At 57.5% G+C, this 23,040-nt stretch carries 18 protein-coding genes; 9 read left to right on the forward strand and 9 right to left on the reverse strand.

From position 1 onward, the window contains the following. Positions 1-35: 35 nt before the first annotated feature. Positions 36-2,882 (reverse strand): sensor histidine kinase, encoded by a 2,847-nt coding sequence (locus LEP6406_RS28385; protein ID WP_008312902.1) that lies wholly within the window; start codon positions 2,880-2,882, stop codon positions 36-38. Positions 2,883-3,207: 325 nt separating this feature from the next. Between LEP6406_RS28385 and LEP6406_RS0215395 the strand changes: the two genes are divergently transcribed. Continuing rightward, entirely contained in the window at positions 3,208-4,356 is a 1,149-nt protein-coding gene (locus tag LEP6406_RS0215395) for a quinone-dependent dihydroorotate dehydrogenase (protein WP_027269173.1), read from the forward strand. 220 nt (positions 4,357-4,576) lie between these two features. Here the strand turns inward: LEP6406_RS0215395 and LEP6406_RS0215400 are convergent, their stop codons facing one another. After that, on the reverse strand, positions 4,577-5,065 hold the full coding sequence (locus LEP6406_RS0215400; protein ID WP_008312904.1) for a hypothetical protein: 489 nt from the start codon (positions 5,063-5,065) through the stop codon (positions 4,577-4,579). A 118-nt stretch (positions 5,066-5,183) separates the two neighbouring features. Between LEP6406_RS0215400 and LEP6406_RS0215405 the strand changes: the two genes are divergently transcribed. Together LEP6406_RS0215405 and LEP6406_RS0215410 are read left to right on the forward strand one after the other, a co-directional pair. Further along, a complete protein-coding gene (locus tag LEP6406_RS0215405; RefSeq protein ID WP_008312905.1) occupies positions 5,184-6,041 on the forward strand; it encodes a LysR family transcriptional regulator in 858 nt (285 codons plus the stop codon). 325 nt (positions 6,042-6,366) lie between these two features. Continuing rightward, entirely contained in the window at positions 6,367-7,407 is a 1,041-nt protein-coding gene (locus tag LEP6406_RS0215410; protein ID WP_008312906.1) for a threonine aldolase family protein, read from the forward strand. 135 nt (positions 7,408-7,542) lie between these two features. On the opposite strand, the gene LEP6406_RS0215415 is transcribed toward LEP6406_RS0215410, so the two are convergent. Together LEP6406_RS0215415 and glpK are read right to left on the reverse strand one after the other, a co-directional pair. Next, entirely contained in the window at positions 7,543-8,871 is a 1,329-nt protein-coding gene (locus tag LEP6406_RS0215415) for a DNA double-strand break repair nuclease NurA (protein ID WP_008312907.1), read from the reverse strand. A gap of 43 nt (positions 8,872-8,914) precedes the next feature. Beyond that, a complete protein-coding gene (gene glpK, locus LEP6406_RS0215420; protein ID WP_008312908.1) occupies positions 8,915-10,420 on the reverse strand; it encodes a glycerol kinase GlpK in 1,506 nt (501 codons plus the stop codon). Between the two features lie 330 nt (positions 10,421-10,750). Between glpK and LEP6406_RS0215425 the strand changes: the two genes are divergently transcribed. Continuing rightward, complete coding sequence (locus LEP6406_RS0215425) at positions 10,751-11,398, forward strand: response regulator transcription factor (RefSeq protein WP_008312909.1); 648 nt, start codon at positions 10,751-10,753, stop codon at positions 11,396-11,398. 47 nt (positions 11,399-11,445) lie between these two features. Next, positions 11,446-12,345, forward strand: a complete 900-nt coding sequence (truB, locus tag LEP6406_RS0215430; protein ID WP_409978143.1) for a tRNA pseudouridine(55) synthase TruB — start codon at positions 11,446-11,448, stop codon at positions 12,343-12,345. Here the strand turns inward: truB and LEP6406_RS0215435 are convergent. The 3 genes from LEP6406_RS0215435 to pds all read right to left on the reverse strand — a co-directional run bounded on the left by LEP6406_RS0215435 (position 12,329) and on the right by pds (position 15,557). Continuing rightward, positions 12,329-13,051: a M15 family metallopeptidase gene (locus tag LEP6406_RS0215435; RefSeq protein WP_036028491.1), complete on the reverse strand. Its 723-nt coding sequence runs from the start codon at positions 13,049-13,051 to the stop codon at positions 12,329-12,331. The two genes, truB and LEP6406_RS0215435, sit on opposite strands and share 17 nt — an antisense overlap. 30 nt (positions 13,052-13,081) lie before the next feature. Then, positions 13,082-14,011 carry a 15-cis-phytoene synthase CrtB gene (gene crtB / locus LEP6406_RS0215440; protein WP_008312914.1) on the reverse strand — a complete coding sequence of 310 codons (930 nt, stop codon included), beginning with the start codon at positions 14,009-14,011 and terminating at the stop codon, positions 13,082-13,084. Positions 14,012-14,135: 124 nt separating this feature from the next. Then, a complete protein-coding gene (gene pds, locus LEP6406_RS0215445; RefSeq protein WP_008312916.1) occupies positions 14,136-15,557 on the reverse strand; it encodes a 15-cis-phytoene desaturase in 1,422 nt (473 codons plus the stop codon). Positions 15,558-16,020: 463 nt separating this feature from the next. Here pds and glyA point away from each other — a divergent pair, with 463 nt between their 5' ends. Beyond that, complete coding sequence (glyA, locus tag LEP6406_RS0215450; RefSeq protein WP_008313178.1) at positions 16,021-17,313, forward strand: serine hydroxymethyltransferase; 1,293 nt, start codon at positions 16,021-16,023, stop codon at positions 17,311-17,313. A gap of 296 nt (positions 17,314-17,609) precedes the next feature. Here glyA and nadB read toward each other — a convergent pair whose 3' ends face one another. Next, on the reverse strand, positions 17,610-19,277 hold the full coding sequence (gene nadB / locus LEP6406_RS0215455) for an L-aspartate oxidase (RefSeq protein WP_008313176.1): 1,668 nt from the start codon (positions 19,275-19,277) through the stop codon (positions 17,610-17,612). A gap of 212 nt (positions 19,278-19,489) precedes the next feature. Beyond that, on the reverse strand, positions 19,490-19,912 hold the full coding sequence (gene psbU, locus LEP6406_RS0215460; RefSeq protein ID WP_008313174.1) for a photosystem II complex extrinsic protein PsbU: 423 nt from the start codon (positions 19,910-19,912) through the stop codon (positions 19,490-19,492). Positions 19,913-20,108: 196 nt separating this feature from the next. On the opposite strand from psbU, the gene psbM reads away from it, so the two are divergent. The 3 genes from psbM (at position 20,109) to hisIE (ending at position 22,775) form a co-directional block, all read left to right on the forward strand. Continuing rightward, a complete protein-coding gene (psbM, locus tag LEP6406_RS0215465) occupies positions 20,109-20,219 on the forward strand; it encodes a photosystem II reaction center protein PsbM (protein ID WP_008313172.1) in 111 nt (36 codons plus the stop codon). 287 nt (positions 20,220-20,506) lie between these two features. After that, positions 20,507-22,063 carry an adenylate/guanylate cyclase domain-containing protein gene (locus tag LEP6406_RS0215470; protein ID WP_051463932.1) on the forward strand — a complete coding sequence of 519 codons (1,557 nt, stop codon included), beginning with the start codon at positions 20,507-20,509 and terminating at the stop codon, positions 22,061-22,063. Between the two features lie 76 nt (positions 22,064-22,139). After that, positions 22,140-22,775, forward strand: coding sequence for a bifunctional phosphoribosyl-AMP cyclohydrolase/phosphoribosyl-ATP diphosphatase HisIE (gene hisIE, locus LEP6406_RS0215475; protein WP_008313167.1), 636 nt, complete (start codon positions 22,140-22,142; stop codon positions 22,773-22,775). The last annotated feature ends 265 nt before the right edge of the window (positions 22,776-23,040 follow it).

Genomic DNA, 23,040 nt, shown 5'->3' on the forward strand with positions numbered 1-23,040 from the left:
TGATGATGTATAGATGGCAGCTTTTGCCTTCTGAGCTAGCCTAAATCTCGGGAAAAAGACCGCTGATTGGGGCCATCGGAGTCCAGTCCAGGGGTGGTAGCCTTATTTGCGATCGCAAGCACCACTCGACTCATCATCCGATTGTCTTCGAGACGATACAGACTAAATTCGCCACCAACCTGCTGCATAATGGCTTGACAAATGGCAAAGTGCAGCCCCGGCGGGTGATCGAGAGTAGAGGGGACAAGACTATCGACCGGGCGACCGTTTTCTAATTCCGATAGGAGTTGGTCAGGCACTTCCCCATCATCGGTAATAGAGAGTTCTAGGGAATTGCGATCCAGGGGACGGCACCAGATGTCGATGCGCCCTTGTTCCGGCGATCGCTCACAGGCGGCTAGCAGTAAATCATAGAGAACAAACTCAATTTTCACGATATCGCCGCCAACAATCACATTGCTATCGTTATGGACCTTGGACCAGAGGTGCCGCTCCCGAATCAGAGGCCCTGCCCGCTCCATGAGACGATTGAGCAAACTAATCAGAGGCGTGGTTTGGGGGGTGCTCTGGAGTTGCCACTGCTCCTGTTCCAGCATGGTGGCAATACCCTGGGAGAGGTTAACCAATTGGCGCACCGTTTGCTGTTGTCGCTGGATGACCAAGGCCGAATTTACCTCAGATCCGACATCGTTGCTCAGCCGATTGAGGCTGATCTCTAGGCGGCGATGCACTTCATCAAACCGTTTGTGCTTATACCAGTTCAGTTTTGACAGTTCCTCCCGTTGACCCAGAAGCATTTCCATGAGGCTCAGGTGACGGCGAGACCAGGCCAGTTGGTTGCCCAACAGGGTGACTAAACCCATGTGGTAGTCCGACCATTTGCGATCGCTACCATCTGCCAAAATCAAGACCGCATTGGGTAGATGATCCGGTGCAGTCCGCAGGGCCATCAGCAAAAACTTGCTGCCGGGGGGGGCCGTAATCCAGTCCAGAGTTGTGGGAGGAAAGTCCTCCAGCGTGACGGGGATCAAGCCATCGGTTTGTAAAGCCCAGTGGATCACGGCATCGGAGGCGAGAGGGATATCTACCCCTACTTGAACCTGAAAGGACTTATGACGGGCCGTGAACTGACCCACCCGAGCCACCTCATCCCCAATATCCCAATGCACCAGAGCCGCCAGAGAAACCTTGAGCAAATCCGCTAGGTGACGGCAGGCGGACTCCTCCAGTTGGTCGGGATGGAAAGTCCGCTGGAGGGTCCGTAACCCCCATTGGATTGAGTCATACAAACGCCCCTGCTGGTTTACCTGGCGCTGAAGTTGCCATTGGTGCAGAATCAGCGCCAACTGCTGACCCACCGCCATCAGGAAATCCCCCTCTACCAGAGTCCAATGACGGGCGGTTGCCGCCGCCACCAAAATGACCGCTTCAGGCGCGTGGCCGGGAGACACATTACAGGCCAGGAGGGACTGGATTCCTAAGGTCTGAAAGTTGTCTCGCCAAGCCATTAATTTCAGATCATCGGTTAGATCATTGATGGCAATGGCCGTTGTGCTGCGTTCCATCATCTGCCAGTCCACCTCATCTAGAGAGGTCCAGACCAAGGTCGTACCGCGTCGCCCACTGCCCCCTCCCTGAAACGCCACTTCATACCCACCCCGGTCGGAGTCATAGAGCAGCACGATAAACTGTTGCGCTGTGAGACGCTCACAAAGTTTTTCCCCACAAGTTTCCAGGGTTTTGCGCCAGTCACTGTCATTGCGGATGCTGCGCACTATCCTGGTGAGGAATTTCTGATCCGCCTCACCCTGGCTCAGAGTATCCGTGAGGGTGCTAGCGGGCACCATCAAACCAGCCAAGTGCCCCACAGCCACCATGAAGTCCTTTTCCGCTGTAGTCCAGAGCCGGGGCTCCCGTCCCTCGGTGGTGATGAACCCCTGTAAATCGCCCTGGCTCAGGATCGGGGTTGCTAACAGCGATCGCGCCTGGAGTGCCCGCATGAACTGTTCCGGTATGTTCATGACCAAGAGACCCTCCGATTCCCCCACGGTCACCAAGGTATTACCACACAGAGACTGGTAGACCCCCCGAATGGTGTCGGCGGGGAGGCTGAGGGGGGTAGTATCGGCCTCAAAATGGCGGCAACTGCTGCCCTTAGCCGCCTGGAGGGTCATCCGCTCCCAGAAGATAAAACCCTTGGCATCAAACCAAAACAGACGGGTCCGGTCGGGAGCCATAAACTGGTGGGCGGTTTGGACAATCGCCTCCAACTGATCCGCTAGGACCGTCAACTCGTTAAACCGATTGACCAGATTAAAAATGGGCAGTTCTGGGGTCTTGATTGCCCGTTGCTGCTGGATCTGCTCATGGTGGTGCAGGGCATCCGCCAGGGTACTGAGGAGCGTGGAGATGTAGGTGCGATCGCTAGAACTGGGAGACTGGCCCCACTGGGTTGTCCCCAACAACAGCAACCCATGGCAGGCATCCCGCCGCCGTAGGGGAAACAGCAATGCTCCCTGAATCCCCAAGCGCTCTGCCAGTTGGTTCCAGTTACTAACTCGGGGTTCCAGCCGCAAATCGTTCACTATCATGGGCCGTTGCTGGATCACCACCTGCTCCATCAAGTCCCCAGGGGATAGGTCAATGGGTATGTCTAGGAGTCGATCCTTCTTAGGGGAACGGCTGCCCTGGGGCAAGAGGCGATGATTAACGCGATCGTACGTACTCAACCACAGGAGACCGTAGTGCAACTCCCCCTGCAAGTGGTCCAAGACAGCACTGACCATCTGCCCCGGCTCATCTGTTTCCCGGAGGGTTTTCAGAATGCGAGCCAGGGCAGTCAAGCGCCGGTCTGGATTGGGATCTGATTTCGGCGAACCCATCTCGGTGCAATTGTGATGTGGGGGCAACCCAAACGATAGCAGTCCCTCCCTCTGTCCGTGTAGCCCGTGTCCGTGTAGCTCGTGTTCCTGTAGCCCGTGTTCCTGTAGATATACGCTGACCCTGATAGTGTCCAGAAAAGGGGAGGGAAATTCTGAACGCGACTGAGCTAGAGCCTGGGGCGCACGCTTAGGTAGTCTCAGTCTATATCTGTATCCATCCAAGGGAGAGGTTGTGGGGATAAAGTTAGGACGGAAATCTATGAATTTATGGTTGGAGACGGCACAGTTGTCCCCGTTGTCCCCAACCTTTCCCAAGGAGAGGGCTGTGCCCGACATATACCAAACCCTCATTCGTCCCCTACTCTTTCAGGGGCTCAGGGCCGATCCCGAAGACCTCCATCAGCGCGCTCTAGGGCTCTTGGCGGGATTATCAGCGCCCCCCTCGGCGACCAAGGTGCCTAGCCTAGCCCTGTTGCCTGGATTACAGCGCTGGTTGGCCCAAACCTTTAGCTATTCCAGTGATCGCCTCTCTCAGCGACTCTGGGAACAGACCTTTGCCAATCCCCTCGGCTTAGCCGCAGGCTTTGATAAGGACGGCCTCGGGGCGCGGGCTTGGCCCTTGCTGGGCTTTGGTTTTGCAGAATTAGGAACCGTCACCCTCCATCCCCAACCGGGAAACCCCCGCCCTCGACTCTTTCGCCTGCCTTCGGATCAGGCGGTGCTAAACCGCATGGGGTTTAACAACCAGGGATCTGAGCAACTGGCGGCACGGCTGCACCAGTACTGGCCCTCCGGGCGATCGCAAATTCCCCTGGGCATTAACCTCGGCAAATCCAAGGTGACCCCCCTGGAATCCGCCGCCGAAGACTACCGAGAAAGCTTTCGATGGCTAAAAACCTGGGGTGACTATTTTGTGGTGAATGTATCGTCACCCAATACTCCAGGACTGCGATCGCTGCAAGGACGCGCCCAGCTCGCCCCGATCCTAGCGGCCCTCCAGGCAGAAAATACTGAGGCTAAACCCCTCTTGGTCAAAATCGCTCCGGACCTGGCCTGGGAGGACATTGCCGATATCGTAGACCTAGCCCAAGAACAGGGCTTGGCAGGCATCATCGCCACCAACACCACCATTGACCGCACCGGGCTCAGCACTCCCCGTCTCTCTACCGGACTCACCCCCGCCGAAGAGGCGGGGGGCATCAGCGGCGCGCCCCTGCGTCAGCGCTCCACCGAGGTCATTCGGTTTATCTATCGCCACAGTCAGGGGGCTTTGCCCATCATCGGCGTCGGGGGCATTTTCACCGCCGATGATGCCTGGGACAAAATCACCGCCGGAGCCTCCCTGGTACAGATCTACACCGGATGGATCTATGAGGGTCCCTGGATGGTGCCTCGCCTATTGGCAGGATTGGTGGACAAGCTCGATGATCAGGGTCTAACCCAGATCACCGATGCCATCGGCATCCATAGCTAAACGGCATTGGCCGCAGCCTCGTATTCCCCAATATCCATCACCCACCCACCGGGCAATCCTGCATTGGGCGCGGGCACCACGCTCCTACGGCGACATCCTGCATTGGGCGCGGAAACCGCGCCCCTACGGGTAATTCAATTCAAAACTCAAAACTCAAAATTCCTGTCACCCCTAAGCCCTCCGGGCAGGCTCCGCCAACACCCCAACACCCCATCACCCCCTAAGCCGCCATCGGCCACCGCTCCTCAAACCCGTGATGTTGGGGCTGGAGCCCAGAGGCCAAGAGGCGCTGGAGGCGAGGGATCTCGGCGCTGTTATAGACCCGAAACTCATGCTCTACAACGGCATGCTCAGCCCTTACCGCCTGGTTTAGAACCAGGGAGCCCTTAGTGTCGGAGACGGAACGGTGGAAGGTACCGGGGGGAATTCGCAAAATGTAGCGATTGGCCTCTAGGCGCACCACATGGAGGGGACAGTCCCAGGAAAAATTCACCAGGTAAAAGGTACGCCCTCCGGACACCGCTAGCAAATTATCCTCCTGGTTGGGATGGAGATAAAACTGCCAAGAATTGGTGACATCATTGTTGGGGCTAACGGCTGGCCCATCGTGGAAGACCAAATCCCGCGCATTCGATTCGTCTACGGTGATATCAAAAAACTGTACGCTCGGGGTATCTCTAAAGCGATGGAAAGGAAGTAGTTCAAACATAGCCAACCTGTCAAATGCGTCAATGTCTGGGCTTGGTGCATACGGTAACCTCATTGTTTCCAGGGAATCAAAACCCCTGGCGAGTTTTATCTATTCGACTTCCGAATAGATTGTCGCTATGAACATTCGTCACCTTGCGGTGCTGGCGGCGATTGCCCAGGAGGGCAGTTTCTCTGCCGCTGCGCTCCAGTTAGAAACCTCTCAGGCCGCTGTAAGCCGCGCGATCGCGACTTTAGAGGCAGAACTAGGGCTGCCCCTGCTGAAGCGGGGCCGCTTTGGAGCCAAGCTCACCCAGGTGGGGGAGCGGGTCTTGCAGCACGCCTATAAAATGCTGGAACTGCGAGAGCACATTGAATATGAGGTGAACCTGGAAAAGGGGCTCTATGCGGGTTGTTTGCGGATTGCCTCCTTTCGCAGCGCCTCCACCCACCTGCTGCCGCCGTTGATTGCCCGGTTTCGCGATCGCTTTCCCCGCGTGGAGGTGTCCCTGAGTGAGTTGGAGCCTGCCGGAGTCGAGCAGGCGCTCCGGGACGGGGAGGTGGACTTGGGCCTCGTCCCCCTGCCCCGATCGGAGGACTTCAAGCAATGGGAGTTGGCGCGGGATGAGTATGTGGTCCTGCTGCCCAAGTCCATCGATCACCTGCCCATTCGCCTCACTTGGGCACAACTGGCTAGCTATGATTTTGTCCTCTATAACTACGCTGAATGCACCACTGCTGTCCGAGACCATTGGGCGCGCTGGGGTCAGTCTCTGCGGGTCGCCTATGTCGTCAAGGAGGATTCCACCATTGTCAGTATGGTGGCCCAGGGGTTGGGAGCTGCCATACTGCCTCGGCTGGCGGCCCTCCCCATTCCTGAGGGCGTTCAAGTGCGATCGCTACCGGTCCCCCTAGAACGGATCATCGGTGTTGCCACTCTGGCCCAAACGCCCCACTCCCCCGCTGTTGAGGAATTTCTCCGATTGCTCCATTCCTAGTACTCGACGGCGTAAATACACTGACCATTCTGTCGTGACACCCTCGGCCCCTCACCCTAGCCCTCTCCCAAAGGGAGAGGGAACTAGAAGATGGTGAATTGAGGCGACGGAATAGTACGTTTATTTAAGCCTGGGCGTACTATTCTGCGTAGGTTGGGTGAAACGAAGGGTCACCCAACAGCGGTGGGTCATGTTGGGTTCCGCTAGCGCTCTACCCAACCTACAAGTCGAGGCTTGACAGAGCACTAGGGTTCTGAAATGGACTATGGGGATGGGAAAATTCCTTTAGCGAAAAAATTGGACTTATAGCAAGACTTGGAATCCTATGGACGAGCAATTTGCCAGTGACAACTACTCCGGCATTTGCCCGGAGGCGATCGCAGCGTTGATTCAAGCCAATCAGGGGAGCGCCCCCGCCTATGGGGAAGACGACTGGACCCAGCGGGCGGCGGATCGGTTTCGGCAGTTGTTCGAGACGGACTGTGAGGTGTTCTTGGTGTTCAACGGCACCGCTGGGAATTCCCTGGTGCTGGCGGCTTTGTGCCAGAGCTACCACAGTGTGATTGCCCATGAACTGGCCCACATTGAGACCGATGAATGTGGGGCACCGGAATTTTTCTCTAATGGGGCCAAGTTGTTGCTGGGGGCGGGAGATCAGGGGAAGCTGACCCCGGAGGCGATCGCGGCTATTGTCCACAGGCGCAACGACATCCACTACCCCAAGCCCAAGGTGGTTAGCCTTACCCAGCCGACGGAGGTGGGCACCCTCTATTCCCTGACGGAACTGGGGGCAGTGTGCGCTACGGCGAAACAGTACGGCTTGAAAATTCACATGGATGGAGCCCGTTTTGCTAATGCGATCGCGGCTTTGGACTGTACCCCTGCGGAAATGACCTGGAAACTGGGGGTGGATGTGCTGTGCTTTGGCGGCACGAAGAATGGTCTACCCCTGGGGGAGGCGGTGATTTTTTTCAACAAGGCTCTAGCGGAGGATTTCGACTACCGCTGCAAGCAGGCGGGGCAGTTGGCCTCCAAAATGCGGTTCATCGCTGCGCCCCTGCTGGGGGTCCTGGAAACGGGGGCATGGCTGCACCATGCCCGCCATGCCAACGCCAGTGCTGCCTACCTAGCTCAGCGTCTAGGGGAAATTCCCGAGGCCAAGCTGCTGTTTCCACCCCAAGCCAATGCGGTGTTTGTGGAGCTGCCGCCGGTTGTGATCCAAACCCTGCGGGATCAGGGCTGGCGGTTCTACACCTTCATCGGTGTGGGCGGGGTGCGGCTGATGTGTGCTTGGAATACTACCCGCGATCGCATTGATGCCCTGATCGCCGCTATCCAGCGAGCGCTCTCCCATTCCCCGGCGTAATGCGCCCCTAAGGGCTGTGGGCAATCGAAGTCAGATTCCTGATTATGGGGCGGCTACAGCCCCTAGCTTGATTCCGTAGGGCAGGCGTGGCCATGCCTACCCCGCAAGGATTTCCCCGTTAATTGTCCACACGCCCTAGGCAATGCTGCCCCGCTTGCGAGCTTCCTTGTAGCTGGTGCCTACATTTTGCAGTCCGGCCCGAATCATTTCCCGCTCCAGCAGAGCAAAAAAGCGGCTACGATCGCCCCCCCGCACTACCGCCTGGTTATGGGCCTCGGCTAGGGCCACGGGATAGCCGTAGCCCTTCTGCACCTGGGTCAGCACCATGCCCAGGGCTTGGTCCCGTAGGCCATGATCCAGGGCCACCCACTGGGGCATTTCCACCCGCGCCACCTCTGCCCCCACATGCACATAGCAGAAATAAACCGTGTGCTCTCCGTACTGGCTCAGAATATCGGCGGAACTGCGCCAGAGGGGACTGCGCTGACCTGGTTCCAGCCGTGTGGCCCACAGGGCCACATCCCGCAGGGGATCAAAGGGCTGGCAGGGGGCGCGATCGCTGCGATCGGGACAGTGGGTGAGGCAATCTGGGGTGTTGTAGGGGCAGGCTTGCAGTCGCAAAAAGTTGAGCGCCTCTCCACTCCGGGAGGCACTGATGTAGCCCACTAGGGGCAGGCGCAGATGGCGCAGTCGATCCCAGGCGGCGAGGATGGGGGGCAAAATGCGATCGCGGGCCTCCCCCGGCAAATCCTCCAGAAACCAGTAGATCAGCGACCCATCCGTCAGGGCTAGTTGGGGCGGGGTCACTGGGGTCACTGTCCCTGCCGCCGTCATATTGGGAGATCCCGAATTGGCAGATCCCGGATCAGCACTAGAGCCTCCTCTCCTTGGGAGATGAGCGGCTCCTGTCCTGTTGGGGAATGCAGACTGGGAGGCTATGGCCTGGGACGGGGCCGAAACGATCAGGTCTTCCCCCAAATCCGCCAAAGCCTCCGCCTCCGCCACCGTGCGCCGATAGCCCATCCATTCCTCGGTGCGAATGCCCCACTGGCGCGACAGGTACAGATCCTCGGGGCGATACACCACCTCCGGTAGGCTATCCAACAGCGGAAACCGTCCCTGACCGTAGTGCAGCACCACCCGTCCCACATTGAGCAGGTAGCAATAGGCAATCTCGTGGTGGCTGGGGGAAATCTGGGAGCCGTCGGTGGCAATCACCGTATGGGCTTCTGGGGCGGGCTCTAGGGTGCTCCGCTGATCCAAGGGCTCTACTGGAGTGGCGACGGCAAAGGAAATGCGATCGCGCCCCGCTGCCAACTGCACCTCCAGGTTCCCCTGCACCGCTGTCGCCTGCTCCAGCAGATCCTGGGCAATGGCCACCCGCCGCCCCGCCGCCGCCGCTTCCTGGGTCAGGTGCGCGCTGATACCCTGCATCTGTCGGGCCAACTTCATCAAGTCCAGCATGAACGCCCTCGTATCATCGCTCTAGTGGCAAGTCTTCCTTCCTTCACTCAGCCCAGTGTTTGGCACGGCTGACGGCTTTTTTCCAGAGCTTATAGTCCGCCTCCATCTCGCCCCCACCTTGGGGCTCGAAGACCCGATCAATTTGCCGCCCCGTTACCAAGGTCCAGTAGTCTGACCAGAAACCGATCCCCAACCCCGCCGCAAAGGCTGCCCCCTGGGCCGTAGCATCCAGAATTGCGGGACGCTCGACGGGAATTCCCAGTACATTCGCCTGGAACTGCATCAAGAAATTATTCTGGCAGGCTCCACCATCCACCTTCAGCAGACCAATGGGGGTATCGCTATTGGCATTGACCGCCTCCACCACCTCCTTGACCTCATAGGCAATAGCCTCCAGCACTGCCCGCACCAGGTGCTCTCGTTGTGCACCCCCGGTGATGCCTAGAAAGGCCCCCCGCGCCGTCATATCCCAATGGGGAGCCCCTAGCCCACTCAGGGCGGGGACGAAATAGACGCCACCGTTGTCCGGGACCTTTTCCGCCAAGGGTTCCGTATCCGCTGCGTGGTTGATCACCTTGAGGCCATCCCGCAACCACTGGATACAGGCTCCAGCGGTAAACATACTACCCTCTAGGGCATAACCCACTTGGACCGCATCCCCCTGGGCTTGGGACCAGGCAATGGTGGACAACAGTTGGTGGTTGGAATGGGCGATTTCGTTGCCCGTGTGGGCCACCAAGAACGCGCCAGTGCCGTAGGTACATTTGAGGGAACCAGGGCGATCGCAGCCGTGGCCAAACAGGGCTGCCTGCTGATCGCCCAGCACCGCCGTAATCGGCACCTCAACCCCCAAAATGGCCGGATCCGTATGGCCAATGACACCGATGCTGGGCCGCACCGTTGGCATCATGTGGGGGGGAATGGTAAACAGATCTAGGAGCACCGGATCCCACTCTAGGCTGTGGATGTTTAGCAGCATGGTGCGGCTGGCGTTGCTGTGGTCTGTGGCGTGGACCCGCCGCCCCGTTAGGTTCCACAGCACCCAACTATCGACGGTACCGGCCAGAGTGCAATCCAAATCCACCGCTGGGTCAGTGTAGTTCTGGACATGGTCTAGCAGCCAGGACAGCTTAGAGGCAGAGAAATAGGCATCTAGAACCAGCCCCGTACGTTCGTAGATTTCTTCTGCCTTGCCCGCCGCCCGCAGTTGGTTGCAGAGGGGGGCGGTGCGGCGATCTTGCCAGACGATGGCGTTGTGGTGAGGGCGTCCGGTGTTTCGATCCCACAGTAGACAGGTTTCCCGCTGCACCGTCAGACCAATAGCCGCGATCTCACGCCCTGTAATGCCAGCCTTGGCTAGGACTGCCTGCATCGCGTCGTAGATATCAGCCCAGATTTCTCGGGGGTCATGTTCCAGCCAGCCAGGTTGGGGATAATATTGGGTGAGCTCTTTATAAAATTGAGCCACAATTGAACCGCTATGATCGAACAGAATGGCTCGGTTACCGGTTGTGCCCAAATCCAGGGCCATGATATAGGAAGCTGTCATTGCATCATAAATTTTTGTTTTTCATCAGGCATTGCTGTCTATAGGCTATAGCTTTCTAGGCTCTTCCCCCAAGTTCATTAGATTTTAAGGTTATACCAAGTCCAGCTCGACATCTGGAGTTTCCCCACCGGGAAAACCCCACTTCTGGGCTTGGACAAGATTTAGTAATAGCTTTTCGTTATGCTCTGTTATGGCATGGTGTAACCATATCGATACAAAAGTTCTTTGAAGACAGCTATTTCGACGATTTTTCCGTATGCTCTGGGGTATTAGCAGGTACCCTGGCAAGAGTGTGATCTATTGCGAGTGGCTTTGAGGTAAGCAGTCAGCATGAAAGATGGAAATTCAGGCGATCAGAAAACGCTTTTGCTGATTGATGATGATCCCAATTTAATTTTGCTGGTCAAGGACTACCTGGAGTTTCGGGGATATCAGGTGGTGACAGCGGAAAATGGACGCGAGGCTCTGGAGGTGCTTCAGGAGACCGCGCCCGACATGATCATCTGCGACGTGATGATGCCGGAGATGGACGGCTATACCTTTGTGGAGCATGTCCGCAGTAACGCGGAAACGGAATGGATTCCCGTCCTGTTCCTCTCAGCGAAGGGGCAGAGCCAGGATCGGGTCAAGGGGCTGAGCACGGGGGCCGACGTATACATGGTCAAACCCTTTGAGCCAGAGGAACTGGTGGCCCAGGTGGAGTCTTCCCTAAAGCAAGCTTCTCGCCTGATTCGTCAGCAAAATAAGGGTACGGGCTCTGCCCCCGCCATCAATGTGCCCTTTGATGTGGATCTGACACCGACGGAGTTAAAGGTCGTGCAGTTTGTGGCGCGGGGCATGGCAAACCGGGAAATTGCTGAGGAACTGCGGGTCAGCCAGCGCACGATTGAAAGCCACGTGAGCAATATGCTGGGTAAAACCGGGCTCCATAACCGCACGGAGCTGGCGCGCTGGGCAATTGAGAATCAGAAGGCATAGCCATCCTCGTGATTTCGGGATTTTTGAATCTTCATAAACCCCTAGGGGTGACCTCTCATGATTGTGTGGCGCGGGTGCGACGGCTGTTAGGAACCAAAAAGGTAGGCCATGGCGGCACCCTAGACCCGGCGGCTTCTGGGGTTTTGCCCATTGCCCTGGGACGGGCCACGCGGCTCCTACCTTTTTTGCCGGAAGATAAAGCCTATCGAGCGGTGATTCGTTTTGGTCTCACCACCACCACTGATGATCTGGAAGGGGATCCCATTGCCACCATGCCGGTTCCAACCCTGACCCGAGAAGCCGCGATCGCACCCTTACCCCAATTCGTCGGCACCTTGGATCAGGTGCCCCCCCGCTACAGCGCGATTCAGGTCCAGGGGCAGCGGCTCTATGACCTAGCCCGTCGCGGGGAAACCGTAAACGTTCCCCACCGCACCGTCACGGTTCACCAAGTCCAAGTGCTGGACTGGCAGCCCGGAGAGTTTCCGGAATTGACGGTGGCGGTGGCCTGCGGCTCCGGTACCTACATCCGCGCCATCGCTCGGGACTGGGGAGCAGTTCTGGGGGTGGGGGCCACCCTGGCGGCCCTAGTGCGGACCCACAGCAGCGGCTTTACCCTCGGGGAGAGCCTGTCCTTTGAGGATCTGGAAACCGCAATGGCCAAAGGCCGGTCGGAGGCCATCGCGGCTGAGACCTTTGCCCCCATTCCCCCAGATGTAGCCCTGGCCCATCTGCCTCGCCTCACCTTGCCCCCGGCCCTAGCCCTACGCTGGCGTCAGGGCCAAAAGCTGCCCCTGACTGCGGAACAGTGGCAAGATGACAGGGGAGATTTAGCCGTGATCCTAGACGAAGCAGCGGAATTCCTCGGGGTCAGCGCCATCGCCCCCAGCGACCTAGACCATCCCCGCCGCCTGATTCCTAAAATGGTCTTCACCCCGGCGGGATAGCAGCCTCCACCCGCCCATACCTAGCGGTCACACGCTGGTTCGTCTGCGCCTGCACCAGCCACGCCCAAAGCTGGTCCCCGAGGGAAAAGTGCCACCATTCCTTGGGGTGTTGCTGAAATCCAGCAGCCACCATGGCATGCTTCAAAATCTGGCGGTGGCGATGGGCCTGTTGGGCCGAAGGATGGGTCGCGGTGGCAAAGTGATCCGGATGCGATCGCACTGATAGCTCATCAATGGGGGAGCCCATATCCACCGGATTGCCCGCACTATCCAACAGCGTCAGGTCAATGGCAGCCCCGGTACTGTGGGGGGGCGGGGTGGCAGGGTCCAGACTAGGCACCGCCCAAAACTCGGAAACCGCCAACCTCAGCCTGTCCCGTTCAGGAGCCGTCAGAGAGGCCAGATCCTGGCCCTGCTGCTGGGCCAGGGCAGCAAAAGCGTACTCCACCATGAACTGCTGCACTGGGATGGGGCGATAGGCGTCAAAAATCTGCAAGCGCCAGCCGGGGTAGACCTGTTGCAACCCGCTCTGGGCCTGGGTCAGGGCAGATAGGACGGCTGACCGCAGCCAGTAGGGAGAGCGATCACCGTAGGGAGCTCCCAAGGCATGATAGGGATGGGGCGTCACTACCGCAAAGTGATCTAGGGGAATGGGGACTAACGGTTCCCCCTGGTCCAGAATCGGCAGGTACTGATAGGGCTTCATCTGGGCGATCTTCATCTGGGCAGGAAAGTGCTACATTAGCCGGGACTGGATGCAGGCGGTGGGCAAACACCATAGCTTCCGCAGCCGGGGTACATAGGCTCGACGGTTAAACACGTCGTAGCCATTCTCCTCAATCACATCCAGAATCATACGGTAGAGCACCAGCGCCGACCACACAGGCCAGCGAGCATCAGGGCTGAGCTGGCGAATCCCCCGCTCAGCATCCAGGTAAAACTTTCGCGCCCGCTGAATCTCAAACTGCATCAGCGCCCGCCAGCGATCATCAATTACCCCATTCATTAAGTCCGCTTCGGTGTAGTTAAACAGGGCTAGATCCTCTAGGGGCAGATAAATACGGCCCCGGCGGGCATCTTCCCCTACATCCCGCAGAATATTGGTTAACTGGTTGGCAATGCCCAGAGCCACCGCCTCTTGGACCGGATTAGGGGGCGGCAGATGACGATTCCAGGGGGCTACATTCTGCTCTGTGTCCACCCCCATGATCACCGTGGACATCAGTCCTACGGTTCCCGCCACCCGATAGCAATAGAGTTCCAATGCCTCAAAGGTTTCGTAGCGGCACCGCTTCAGGTCCATCCGCTGCCCCGCAATCATGTCCCGAAAGGGCTGAATCTCTAAGCTGAACTGTTCTAGGGTATCCACCAAGGCCACGTCCACATCGTCGATGGGTTGGCCCCGAAACAGCAGTTCCAGGTGCCGTTCCCAGCGATCCAGGGTTTCCTCTGTCGTAGAGGCAGCTTGGGGGCCGTCCACTAGTTCATCGGTGCGCCGACACCAAACGTAGATGGCCCAGATTGCCCGCCGCTTCTCCGGCGTCATCAGCAAGGTACCCAGATAGAAGGTCTTAGAGTACTTGGCTGTAATCTGTCGGCAAAGCTCATAGGCGTCCTCGACGGAGGCCGTTTTTTCTAATTGCGGCGAGTCAGACAGTTGCAGCATCAATCCCTAATCGCTGGAAACTCAGGTCGTTTTCTCGATGTCTACAGCCCGCCGAAGACAGACTGGCCCTCCAAAAAGCATACGGCAAACCTTGCCTAATCCTGCCTGTTCTCGTGGGCTTCCTTTAGGAGACGGTGGCGGGCTCCTGGTGGGCTGGAGTCGCTGGATTGTCGGGATATTGCCGACTGATAGCCTGCGCCGCCAGCTTACCAGAAAGTACGGCCCCCTCCATGCTTCCTAGATACCGTTGCAGGGTGTAGCTGCCCGCCAGGAAAAAATTGGCGATGGGGGTTGCCTGTTCTGGGCGGCAAGCCTGCCGTCCCGGCGCGGCAGTGTACACCGATCGCGGGGTTTTCACAATTTTGGACTTCAGCAGGCGGGCGGGTGATTCCCCAGTCAAATGCTGGGGAAATAGGCGCTCTAATTCCGCCAGGGTAGCCGTGAGAATTTCAGCCTCCGACTTGTCAATCCAGTCCTTGGCGGGGGCCAAAACCAACTCCAACATGGAGCGGTCAGGACTGGCGTATTCTCGGCAGGTGTTGCTCATGTCGGCGTAGACACTGAGTAGGGGCGATCGCGAAAAGAGGAGCTGGTCTACGTCGCTCATTTTGCGGTCAAACCAGAGGTGAATGTTGATCACCGGCACCCCTTCCAAGTCCTGCATTCGCTGGAAGACCTCAATCCTTTTCCAGGGTTCTGGCATCAGCACCTTGATCACATCCACAGGCAAAGCAGAGACGTAGGCATCGGCGGTAATCACCTCATCCGGTGCCCCATCCAGGCCGCGCAGGGCAAAGCCCTGGACAGTGCCATCGGGGTTCAAGAGAATTGCCTTCAGGGGTTTCTTGAGATGAACCTCTCCCCCCTGGGTGGTGATGTAGTCCACCATGGGCTGACACAGTCGCTCGGGGGGGGCTCCGTCTAGAAAGGCTACTTTGGAACCGTAGCGCTCCTGAAGAAAGCGGTTCAGGGCCGTCAGAGGTACGGTGGCGGAGACATCCTCGGGGTTGATAAAGGTCAGGGCCTTGGAGGCAGCCACAAAGATATCGGAGTTGACTCGTTCATCTACCCCCTGGATCCGCAACCATTCCAACAAGCTGTATTTATCCATGGCTTCGACGTAGCCCTGACCCCGGACAATGGCGGGTAGCAGGCCGATGGCAAAGCGAATTTTTTGCTCCCAGGTGAGCATGTCGTTGTTGCGCAGGATTGACATGATCACGTTCAGCGGGGCGGGGATGTCTGGCACATCAAACCGGGAGAGGACACCGGGTTTTTCGGGCTGGTTAAAGATCAGAGTGTGCTCTTTCCACTGCAACCGATCTTCAATGTCCAGTTCCTTGAACAGTTGCAGCATGTTGGGGTAGGCCCCAAAGAAGACGTGCAGCCCAGTTTCGTACCAGTCGCCGTCCTCATCTTTCCAGGCGGCTACTAGCCCTCCCAGTACATCCCGGCTTTCTAGCACGATGGGGGTATGCCCCGCATCGGCCAGGTATTTTGCACAGGCTAGCCCCGCCAGTCCTGCACCTGCGATCGCAACCCGCATGAATGCTCGTCCTCTGTAAAGTCGGTTTTTGAAGATTATCTGAATATTATATGTTGCAATCCGTTACAAACCGTCCATCTCCAGAATCTATCCCCATCGACAGCTCTGAAGCTCTGAAAGGACAGTAGCAGCCCCTAGGGCGTGGGAACAATTAACGAGGAAACCCTTGCCGGGTAGGCATGACCACGCCCGCCCTACGGAACCAAGCTAGGGGCTGTAACCACACCATCTAGGAATCTGGCTTTGATTGTCCGCAGCCCCTAGGGCGTGGGAACAATTAACGAGGAAACCCTTGCCGGGTAGGCATGACCACGCCCGCCCTACGGAACCAAGCTAGGGGCTGTAACCACACCATCTAGGAATCTGGCTTTGATTGTCCGCAGCCCCTAGACAGGGGTTGTAGGATAGAAAACTGGCCTACTAGGCCAATCAGCTTTATTGACTTGTCGAGGGGGTTAAGGTCGTGGCGCAAACAACACCAACGGATTTGGAACGTCTCCAACAGCAGGATCCCCAACTGGCGGGGATGGTACAGCGGGAGTTGCAACGGCAGCAGCAACACCTAGAGTTGATCGCTAGCGAAAACTTCACCTCCGCCGCCGTCATGGCGGCCCAGGGCACCGTACTGACCAATAAGTACGCCGAAGGGCTACCGGGCAAACGCTACTATGGCGGCTGCGAGTATGTGGACGAGGTGGAGACCCTTGCCATTGATCGGGCCAAGCAATTGTTTGGAGCCGCCCATGCCAACGTCCAGCCCCACTCCGGTGCCCAGGCCAACTTTGCCGTGTTCCTAGCCCTGTTGAAGCCGGGGGACACCATTCTAGGTATGGACTTGTCCCATGGTGGTCACCTTACCCACGGCTCCCCGGTGAATGTCTCGGGCAAGTGGTTCAACGTAGTCCAATACGGAGTGAGCCCAGAAACGGAAACCCTGGACTTTGACCAGATCCGCACCCTCGCCTTGGAGCATCGCCCCAAACTGATCATTTGTGGCTATTCTGCCTATCCTCGGGTGATTCCCTTTGAGAAATTTCGTGCGATCGCAGATGAAGTCGGCGCTTACCTGATGGCGGACATTGCCCACATTGCGGGCCTCGTCGCCACAGGCCACCATCCCAATCCCCTGCCCTACTGTGATGTGGTAACCACCACCACCCACAAAACCCTACGCGGTCCCCGAGGCGGTCTGATCCTCACCCGCGATGCCGACCTAGGCAAAAAATTCGACAAGGGGGTTTTTCCTGGTAGCCAGGGCGGTCCCCTAGAGCACGTCATCGCAGCTAAAGCTGTAGCCTTTGGCGAAGCCCTCACCCCCGAGTTCAAGACCTACTCAGCCCAAGTCATTGCCAATGCCCAGACCCTTGCCACCCAACTCCAGGCCCGAGGGCTGAAGCTGGTGTCCGGCGGCACCGACAACCACCTGATCCTGGTGGACCTGCGCTCCATTGCCATGACCGGCAAGCGGGCGGATCACCTGATGAGTGAAATTCACATCACCACCAACAAGAACACGGTACCCTTTGACCCCGAATCCCCCTTTGTCACCAGTGGCCTACGTCTAGGCTCACCCGCTATGACCACCAGGGGCATGGGCACCGTCGAGTTCACCGAAATCGCCAACATCATTGCCGACTGCCTGATGAATCCTGAGGATGGGGCAGTGAAGCAGGACTGTCGGCGACGGGTGGCGAAGTTATGCGATCGCTTCCCTCTTTATCCCCATCTGCACATTCCTGAACCCGTCTTGGCCTAGCCCACCGGGTAGGGGCGGGTTTTGAGCGTTAACCTCTGGATTGTCCAGTAGACACGAGCCAAACCCGCCCCTACGGCGATCACCCCAATACCCCCAATACCGGTCACCCAGCAACAAGGGCAACCATCCTATGCCCTCCGGGCAGGCTCCGCCAACGGCTCCGTTGCTCCTCCGGAGCCGCTACGCGAACAGGACAGGCAAGGGATTGCCCCTACGGTATTAATTCAAAACTCAAAACTCAAAACTCCTAACCACCCCAACACCCCTTCACCCTTTACCCTCACACCCCTTCACCCTCACACAATCGGGGCAGAGGTAAACCAGCGATCGCATTCCACCAAGGTATGCACCTGCCATGTCTCCTTGGGGTGGGGATAGTCCTCCCGGTAATGGCCCCCTCGGCTTTCGGTCCGAAACTGGGCACTGCGTAGGATCAGCCAAGCCAGATCTAAGAGGTTACGGGTTTCTCCCCAAAGGCGTAAATGATCGCCACCTTCCTCAATGGGATAAGCCCCAGGGCAGTCCAAGCAATTCGCTAGGAGTTTACTAGTGGCCAGGGCGGTAAAGGTCTGTCGCCCCTGAGTAATGGCTTCTAAGGCAATGGCAAGACCCGTAGCGTTGCGGCAGATCCCTGCCCCCTGCCACATAATTTGGGGAATTTCGGCACGTAGCGTTTTCAGAATGGCTCCATCAGCGCTCAAGCAATGGGGCAACTGCTGAATTAGGGTCTTTCGGAAGGTGGCTGGGGGCGGTTGGGGAAGGGTAACCGTGAGGTGGACGAGCTGCCGTCCATACACCAAGCATTCCAACAGGGAATTGCTGGCCAGACGATTGGCCCCATGGACCCCAGTGCTGGCGGTTTCTCCGACAGCGTATAGGCCGGGGAGACCCGTCTGGCTATCCAAATCCGTTACCACACCCCCCATCCAGTAATGGGCCGCAGGGGAAACGGGAATGGGCTGACTCAGGGGATCTACGCCCCAACGCTGGCAAACTTGAAGGATGTTGGGAAAGCGGTGATGGATGCGATCGCGGGGAATCTCCCGCAGATCTAGCCCAACCCAACCGCCGGGGTCTGCTTGGGCTTGGAGATGGCGGTAGATAGCGCGACTGACCACATCCCGAGGAGCCAGTTCGCCCTGGGGATGGTAGTCAAAGGCGAAACGGTAGCCCTGGGCATCGATGAGGTGCGCCCCCTCTCCCCGCACCGCCTCACTGATGAGAAATCGGGGAGCCCCGGCTACCTTCAGTGCGGTGGGGTGAAATTGAAAGAATTCCAAATCCCGCAGTTGGGCTCCCGCGCGCCATGCCGTTGCCACTCCATCACCAGTGCTGGCTGCTGGGTTCGTCGTTTCGGCAAAGACCTGACCGCCCCCCCCCGTAGACAGCACCACCGCCCCGGCGGCAATCCAGCACAGAGTATTCTGGTGTAGGGCAATTACGCCCCGGCAGCCCCCATCTCCCCGCCATAGGTCCAGGACAAACGTATGTTCTAGGATGGTGATATGGGGCCGTTGCCGTACCGCCGCCGCCAGGGTTGCCACCACCGCCCGCCCAGTGGTGTCTGCGGCATGGAGCACTCGCTTGTGGGAATGGGCCGCTTCTAGGGTCAGCGCCAAGTCTACCCCCTGGCGATCAAAGGGGACACCCAGTTCCACTAGAGCCTGAATACAGTAGGTAGCCTGTTCCACCAATTGATCTACGGCGGCCCCCTCACAGAGTCCTGCCCCCGCTTGGAGGGTATCTGCCCGGTGCAGTCTGGGAGAATCCTCCGGTGCGATCGCGGCAGCAATGCCTCCCTGTGCCCAATCACTGGCAGATTGGGTCAGCACATCCTTCGTAATTAGGCCGATGCGGTAGGTCGTGGGGATACAGAGGGCGGCGTAGAGCCCAGCGGCTCCACTACCCACCAGCAGCACATCAAAGGTGTCAAAGGCATTCGGGGAGGCAGTGTTTAGGGGCAATGGGAGGACTAAAATCTAAAGTTCCGTAAAGCCATGACCATGACTATGACAAAGGCATCGGTTAGAACCCAATGTCCTTTGCCGATGCCTAATGGCAGTCATGTGAAAAAATGCGGAGAGACACAATAGTCCTAAAACTTGAAATAGTGTGCCTTTCAATCTGTTCTAGGGGTAAACCATTACAGATGGGGGTTATTTATGAGTAGACACCTTTATTTATAAACCCCATTGTTGAACCGGTCTGCCCCTTCTACAAGAGCTGGGTCCACTGTCGTCACAGTGAAATTATCCAAGTTTTTCTCAAGGATGGCTTGTTCGCGATCGCTGAGATTGGGAATATCCAGAACATCTTCAACCGTGTCATAGGGGGCATTTTTCAGAATCTTGCCCGCGATAGTGGGGTATAGACCCGGAAACTTAGTGAATGCCTGGACATTAGTGTTGTTCAGATCAAGCTTAGAACCATATTCCGTTCCAAGCTTATCGTCTACAGCATTGCGAAGTTCTTCAGCCAAATACAGCGATCGTACTTCAGGCTGTCCAGTGGGGGTGGCCAAGGCGGCTTGACCGCTCCAGCCCAACAGGCCACTTGCCAATACACCCAGCGCCGCTAATAGGCCCAACAGTCGTTTCATCTACCCAAGTCCTCTCGTCTACTCAGAAGATTGCACAGCATTTATAAGAGACTACCACTTCGTTTGACCCTCAAGACCATAGGGTTACCGAGTCTTATTGTCAGAACTGGGCATGACCACGACGCCGACAGAACTCAGATGTCGTAAACTGTTGGATATATTGTGTCCAACTGTGTGAGAGGTAAAATCCTAGATCATGGAAGTCAATAACTTAGGCTTTGTCGCCAGCATTCTGTTTGTGTTGGTTCCTACGGTGTTCCTACTCATCCTTTACATCCAGACCTCCAGCAAACAGACGGGCTCCTAGGGCAGGGTCATCTGGTACTGGTCTGGTCTTGGGTTTTTCTCTGGGTTAATGTAGGCGCACCTGTGTGAATTTATTTTAAGCCGTCCTCGATGGCATCGAGGACGGCTTTGTCTTGGGTTTTCTATGTCCTGAGATCGCGATGGCTCCTCTAGACCAGTTCCTAACCATCGCAATCCTTTCCGAAAAATTACGGAGACTGGTTCGAGCTTCACCGGATAGAGCCCCTGAGGCGCTGTAATCTCTGTTAGCCTTGAGAGGTTTCGGGGATGTGCGCCCAATCGATTTGTATGACGGCTTCTGTGACGCCGAATGTCCTGACGGATATCGAACAACGACTGCGGCCTTTATTGCCTGCTGACCTCTACGCCGCTGCATGGATCGATCCTTCTAGCGACACTTTGATGCGCACCTTTGAGCACCTGCGCACCCTCCAACACATTTTGATCGACTACATCCCTCGGGATGTGATTAATAATCCTCCCCAGTTAGGTGTACCCCGCTACGAGTGGCAGGAAGGCACCCTCCTCTTTACCGATCTGGCTGGATTTACCCCCCTCCTAGAGGCACGGGCAGCGGAGGGTATCGAAGGGGCTGAGTTGCTCTTAAAGCTGCTCAATCGCTATTTCTCCGAGATGATCGAAATCATCAGTAAGTCCGGTGGCAATCTCCTGGAATTCACGGGTGATGCCTTGCTGGTGCAGTTCCTAGCTGACGAAGGTCGCCACGATGTCGAGCAGGCCCTCCACACTGGACTGCGGATGCAGCGGGCCATGCGTCCCTTTCAGCGCATCTCCACCCAACAGGGGGATCTGTCCTTGCAGATGCGGGTGGGCTTACACCTAGGTCGCTTCGTTAAGGCTGACATTGGCACCCCTCAGCGCATGGGCCATGTACTGCTGGGTCAGGCGGTAACGGTGGCCAAGCAGGCGGAAGGGGCAGGGCTTGTGGGTCATGTGGCCTTGACGGAGGCGGTGAAGGCCCAGTTAAGCGATCGCATCCAACTCAAACCCGTAGACCATGAGCACTGGGTCGTGCTCGATGACTTTACCCCCGAGGAACTGGGGGAATACGAAATCACCCTGGCTCGCCGCCGCACTCCCAGCCCCATGCTGTTTGATCGCAGCGTGCCTGCCCTCTTGCAGGAAATTAAGGCTTCCGTGGATCTGGTGGAGCCCCTCGCCAGCTACCTACCCCGATCGGTGCTGCAACTGTTGGTGGAAACCGCTTCAGAGCGTCGCATTCCCCCCGCTTTCCCCACGATAGCCGTCGCCTTCGTCAATCTGATGGGGTTACCGGAGGCGGTAGACGATACCCATCCGGCAGAAACACCGGGCCTCGTCACCTGTTTCTCCGATGCCTTCTCCCTGATCAATGGTGTCATCGAACTCAAGGGTGGCATTCTCCAAAAGGTCACCTACCACTCCATCGGCTCTGAAATGCTCATGCACTTTGGGGTTCTCAACCCCGACCCCAGCGACCCCTTTCGGGCCGCCGATGCCATGTTGGCGATTCGCAATCTCGTCCAGTCCCTACCCACCCCTACGGTGCAGGGGCAACCTATTCGCCTCACCTGTCGCATTGGTCTGTCCTATGGACCGGTGTTTGCGGCGGAGATCGGTGAGCGCCGTGGGCGGCGGGAGTTCAACATCCTGGGGGATACGGTGAATACTGCCGCCCGCCTCATGAGTCGGGCAGGGGAAAACGAAATTTGGATCAATCAACTGATCTATGGTCATCTGGGCAGCCATTTCCACACCAAGCCCCTTGGGAATATCGCCTTCAAGGGTAAAACGATTCCCCAACCCGTCTATGCCTTGGGAGAACGCCACGCAAAAATTTTCTAAGGGTCCAGGCTGGGGCAGTTGACCGATAGACTAGAGGGGTATTGCCATCCCATTCCATTGCGTTGACGCTTTCCCTATGTCCCTGACTGCCGCCGCCGTGCCCCTAGACCAAATCCGCTACAACGAGCAGGGGCTGGTGCCCGCCATCGTTCAGGATTATCTGGATGGCACTGTGCTGATGATGGCCTGGATGAACCGGGAGTCTCTGTTCAAGACCTTGGAGACTGGGGAAACTTGGTTCTGGAGCCGCTCCCGCCAGCAGCTTTGGCATAAGGGGGCCACCTCGGGGCACCTGCAAATTGTGCAATCTATCCGCTATGACTGCGACAGTGACGCCCTTCTAGTTACGGTAGAGCAGCAAGGGGATATCGCCTGCCACACCGGGGAGCGCAGTTGCTTTCACCAAATTGAGGGCACCATTACACCGCCCCCCGCCGATACCCTCTCCCAGGTCTTTGCGGTGATCTGCGATCGCAAAGCCAACCCCCAGGAAACCTCCTACACCAGCAAGCTTCTGGCCGGGGGCGACAACAAAATTCTGAAAAAAATCGGCGAAGAGTCCGCCGAAGTGGTGATGGCATGCAAAGACGACAGCCCCGACGAAATCGCCGGAGAAGTTGCCGACCTCTTTTACCACACCCTCGTCGCCCTCGCCCACCACGATGTAGACATCAAAGCCGTCTACCGCAAACTCCAGGCCCGCCGCCGCTAGTACCGTAGGGCTTAAGTGAAGCACCTATCTGCTAAGGCAAAAACCCTTGTATATCGTGGGATTCCTTTCATCCTTCTGCCTGCTACGCACGGGCACAGCCCTACATCCTTCTGCCTTGCAGTACTAGCCTCCTCAACCCTGCCCAGGAACTTTGGATGCCCCATGGAAGTCGCAGATCTTTAGTGCCACGACTTCTCCGTAATTCTCAACAGGCGCACCGTAGTTACCCAAGCTAAGGGATATTGCGGAATCCATATTTTTGCGA

The organism is Leptolyngbya sp. PCC 6406 (assembly GCF_000332095.2).
Taxonomy (GTDB): domain Bacteria; phylum Cyanobacteriota; class Cyanobacteriia; order Phormidesmidales; family Phormidesmidaceae; genus PCC-6406.